The organism is Streptomyces sp. NPDC039480 (assembly GCF_055597165.1).
On record NZ_JBVITX010000029.1, the window covers coordinates 1 to 4,539 of the forward strand.

Annotated in this window: 1 protein-coding gene and 1 pseudogene; both read right to left on the minus strand. The window is 71.1% G+C overall.

The window, feature by feature from the left end; genetic code table 11:
* Positions 1-3,685, minus strand: a pseudogene (locus ACZ56E_RS40600) (type I polyketide synthase); the annotation flags it as partial.
* A 38-nt stretch (positions 3,686-3,723) separates the two neighbouring features.
* A partial coding sequence (locus ACZ56E_RS40605; protein WP_471221995.1) for an acyl carrier protein occupies positions 3,724-4,539 on the minus strand: 816 nt, incomplete at its 5' end.

The window sequence follows — 4,539 nt, forward strand, 5'->3', positions numbered from 1 at the left end:
CCAGTACCCCGGCCGAAACTCCTCGTACATCCGCGAGGACACCGGCCTCTCCCCCGCCCGCCACCGCCTCATGCACCAGCACCGAGTCCTCGGCAGCATGGGCTGTGTCAGCGGGGCTGGCGGGCGCCCACGTCAGCTCGAAGAGCGAGCGATGAGAGTTACGGCCTTCCCCGCCCTCCAACTGCCCGGGCGAAACACTGCGGGCAACGAGGGAGTCGACCGACGCCACGGGAGCGCCCGCGGTGTCGGTCAGGTCGATACGCATTCCGGAATCCGCCTCGGAAAGCGTTACGCGCAACACCGTCGCCCCCGAGGCGAACAGGCGAATGCCCTGCCAGGCAAAGGGAATCGAGGGCCCGGACGCATGGTCGTCCTGCGGCTCCAGGAGGCTGACGTGGAGCGCCGCGTCCAAGAGAGCGGGGTGAACGGCGAAGCTCTCCGCATCGGCTATCGCCTCGTCCGAGAGCTCCACCTCGCCGAAGAGGGTGCCTTCCCGCTCCCATGCCGCCCGGAGGTTCCGGAAGACCGGCCCGTACTGGAAACCCCGTGAGTCGAGGTTGTCGTAGAACGAGTCGAGGGAGAGGGCGGTCGCACCCTCGGGCGGCCAGACCTGCGCCCCGCCCGCGTGGGCCGTGGCAGGTGCCCCGGGGGCGGGCTCGGGGGTCAGGGTCCCCTCTGCGTGCAGAGTCCACTCGCCATCCGCCGCCGCGTTCTCCGCACGGGTGTGCACCCACACCTCGCGCCGTCCCGACACGTCCGCGCCGCCCACGCCGACCCGTACCGCGACCCCGCCCACCGGCGGCAGCACCAACGGCGCGTGCAGCGTCAGCTCCTCGACGACCGAGCAGCCCGCCTCATCGCCGGCACGAATGACCAGCTCGACGAAGCCGGTTCCCGGGAAGAGCACCGATCCCAGCACCGCGTGGTCGGCCAGCCACCGCTGCCCCTCCACGGAGATTCGGCCGGTCAGCACCAACCCGCCCGAGTCCGGCGCCTCCACCACGGCCCGCAACAGCGGATGCTCGACCACCCCCAGTCCGGCCGACTCCATTTCCGCCGGTCCACCCTCCAACGACTCCAGCCAGTAGTGCTTGTGCTGGAAGGCGTAGGTGGGGAGGTCGATGGGCCGGTTGGGGGTGGTGGGGAAGGCGGCCTGCCAGCGTATGGTCCGGCCTTGGGTGTGGAGGGTGCCGAGGGCGCGCAGGAGGTTGGCGGTTTCGTGGTTGTCCCGGCGCTGGGTCGGGATGGCGTCGTCGATCAGTGGGGTGAGGACGGGCTGGGGGCCGACCTCGACGACGGTGCCGACACTCTGCTCACGGAGGGTGTCCACGGCGTCCGCGAAGCGGACCGTGCCACGGACCTGTCCCGTCCAGTACGAGGGGTCAGTCATCGTGTCCGCCGCGACCAAGTCACCGGTGACGGTCGAGACCAGCGGAATCGTCGGAGCCTGGAAGCTGGCCTTCGAAGCCACGGCACGGAACTCGTCGAGCATCGGGTCCATCAACGGCGAGTGGAAGGCGTGAGAAACCCGCAGCCGGTTCGTCTTGCCGTCGAACTTCGCTGCGACCTCCACCACCGCATCCTCGACACCCGAAATCACCACCGAACGGGCCGCGTTGACCGCCGCAATCGCCACGTCCTCGCGGTCGCCGATCAGCTCGCGCACGGTCGCCTCGTCGGCGGCGAGGGAGATCATCGCGCCACCCTCGGGCAGCGCCTGCATCAACCGAGCCCTCACACCCACCAGCGTTACGGCGTCTTCGAGCGACAGCACCCCAGCCACATGCGCCGCGGCCAGCTCGCCGATGGAGTGCCCGGCCACATAGTCGGGCCGCAGCCCGAACGACTCCAACAGCCGGTAGAGGGCCACCTCGAAGGCGAACACCGACGTCTGCGTGTACAAGGTCTGGTCGAGCGGGGACGTGACTCCCTCTTCCGGCCAGATGACCTCTCGTAGCGGCAGGTCCAGCAGCCCCAGAACCTCATCCCAGGCGGCCGCGAACACCGGGAAGGAGTCATACAACTCCCGGCCCATACCCGGGCGTTGGGACCCTTGCCCGGAGAATACGAACGCCACCGGACCCGAAGCCGAACCCACTTGCCGCTCAGCACCGTCCACGGCCACGGCCTCCAGCTCCCGCAGCAGCGTCTCCCGGTCCCCGCCGACCACCACAGCCCGATGCTCGAACGACGCCCGCGTGGTCACCAACGCATGGCCGACCTCCACCGGAGACAGCTCAGGCCGCTCCCGCACGAACGACGTCAAGCGCCCGGCCTGCGCCCGCAGCGCCTCGGCCGACCGGCCCGACACCACCCACGGCACCGCGACCGGCTCAGGACCCACCTGCGCTGGGGGCTCCTCGGCCTCTGGCGCCTCCTCCACGATCACATGCGCGTTCGTCCCGCTCATCCCGAACGAGGAGACCGCAGCCCGGCGTGGTCGCCCGTTGCGCGGCCACTCCCGTGCCTCGGTCAGCAGCTCCACCGCGCCCGCCGACCAGTCCACATGCGGCGACGGTTCGTCGACATGCAGGGTCCTGGGCATGGTGCCCTTGCGCATCGCCATGACCATCTTGATGATCCCGCCGACTCCGGCGGCGGCCTGCGAGTGTCCGATGTTCGACTTCAGCGAGCCCAGCCACAGCGGCTCGCTGCCCTCGGGGCGCTCCTGCCCGTACGTCGCGAGCAGCGCCTGCGCCTCGATCGGGTCACCGAGCGTGGTGCCGGTCCCGTGGCCCTCGACCACGTCGACGTCCGCCGGGGACAGGAGGGCGCTCGCGAGGGCGGCGCGGATCACGCGTTCCTGTGCCGGTCCGTTGGGGGCGGTGAAACCGTTGGACGCGCCGTCCTGGTTCACCGCCGAGCCGCGGATGACGGCCAGGACCTCATGGCCGTTGCGCCGGGCGTCCGACAGCCGCTCCAGGACCAGTACGCCGACACCCTCGGACCAGCCGGTGCCGTCCGCGGCGCCCGCGTAGGAACGGCAGCGGGCCCCGCGGGAGAGCGCGCCCTGCCGGCTGAACTCGCTGAACATGCCGGGTGTGGCCATCACCGTCACGCCACCCGCGAGGGCGAGGGAGCACTCGTCGCGGCGCAGCGACTGGACCGCCAGGTGCAGGCCGACCAGGGAGGACGAGCACGCCGTGTCGACGACTGCCGAGGGCCCTTCGAGGCCGAGCGCGTAGGAGACCCGCCCGGACACCACGCTGCCGGAGACCGCGCTCCGCGCGTAGTCGTGGTACATCAGGCCGGCGAAGACACCGGTCTGGGTGCCCTTCAGCGTGCTCGGTACGATGCCCGCCCGTTCCAGGGCCTCCCAGGCCACTTCGAGCAGCTGCCGCTGCTGCGGGTCCATCGTCAGCGCCTCACGCGGGCTGATCCCGAAGAAGACCGGGTCGAACTCGGCGGCCTCGTGCAGGAAGCCGCCCTCCCGCACATAGCTGGTGTCGGGGCGGGACAGCTCGGGATCGTAGAGCCGCTCCACGCCCCAGCCGCGGTCCCGGGGGAACTCCGTGATCCCGTCGCGGCCCTCGGCGACCAGTTGCCACAGGTCCTCGGGACTGTTCACCCCGCCGGGGTAGCGGCAGGACATGCCGACCACGGCGATCGGCTCTCTGGCCGCCGACGTCAGCTTTCTGACCTGGTCCCGCAGCCGTTCCGTCTCCTTGACCGAAGAGCGGAGCGCCGCGACCAGTTTCCCTTCGTTCGTCGTCACCACGTCGTTCACGCCTCCTGGCCGCTGTCGGCGAGGTCATCGAGGCCGGAGAGATCAGCGAGATCGGCGTTGTCCAGCGCCATGCTGATCAGGCTCTCGGTGTCCATCGCGTCGATGTCGAGTTTCTCGGGCGCGCCGTCGAGCCCGTCCTGGGCGGAGGCGGTCTCCTCGTCGGCAAGGCCCGCGAGTCGGAGCAGGTCGGTCACCAGGCCGGCGTCGCGCAGCCGTTCCAGCGGGATCGACTGCAGGGCGAGGCGGATCCGCCGCTCCTCCTCCGTGCCCTCGGTCTGCTCGGGCGGAGCGAGCTGGGTGAGCAGCGAGTCCGCGAGCGACTGGGGAGTGGGGTGGTCGAACGCCGCGGTGGACCGGACGTTGAGGCCCGTCGCGGACATGAGGCGGTTGCGGAGTTCGACGGCGCCGAGGGAATCGAGGCCCATCTCCAAGAAGGCCCGTTCCGGGTCGACGGCCTGCGCGTCCTTGAGGCCGAGCACGGCGGCGAGGTGCCCGCGGACGGCGTCGAGCGCGGCTCGCGCCCGCTCCTCCGCGCCGAGGCCGGCCATCTGTTCGCCGAACGTGACGCCCGCGTCTCCCTTCTGCGCCCCGGCAGCGGCGGCCCGTCGGGCGGGCTCGCGCACCAGGCTGCGCAGTTTGTGCGGGACGCCGCCTGCGCGCTGCTGGATGGTGGCGGAGTCCAGATGTGCCGCCAGCAGCGTCGCGGGTGAGGGTTGGTGGGTGGCGGTGTCGAGGAGGGCGAGTCCTTCGTCGGGGCGCAGGGCGGTCATGCCCCAGCGGCGGATGCGTTCGACGTCGGTGTCGGAGAGGCC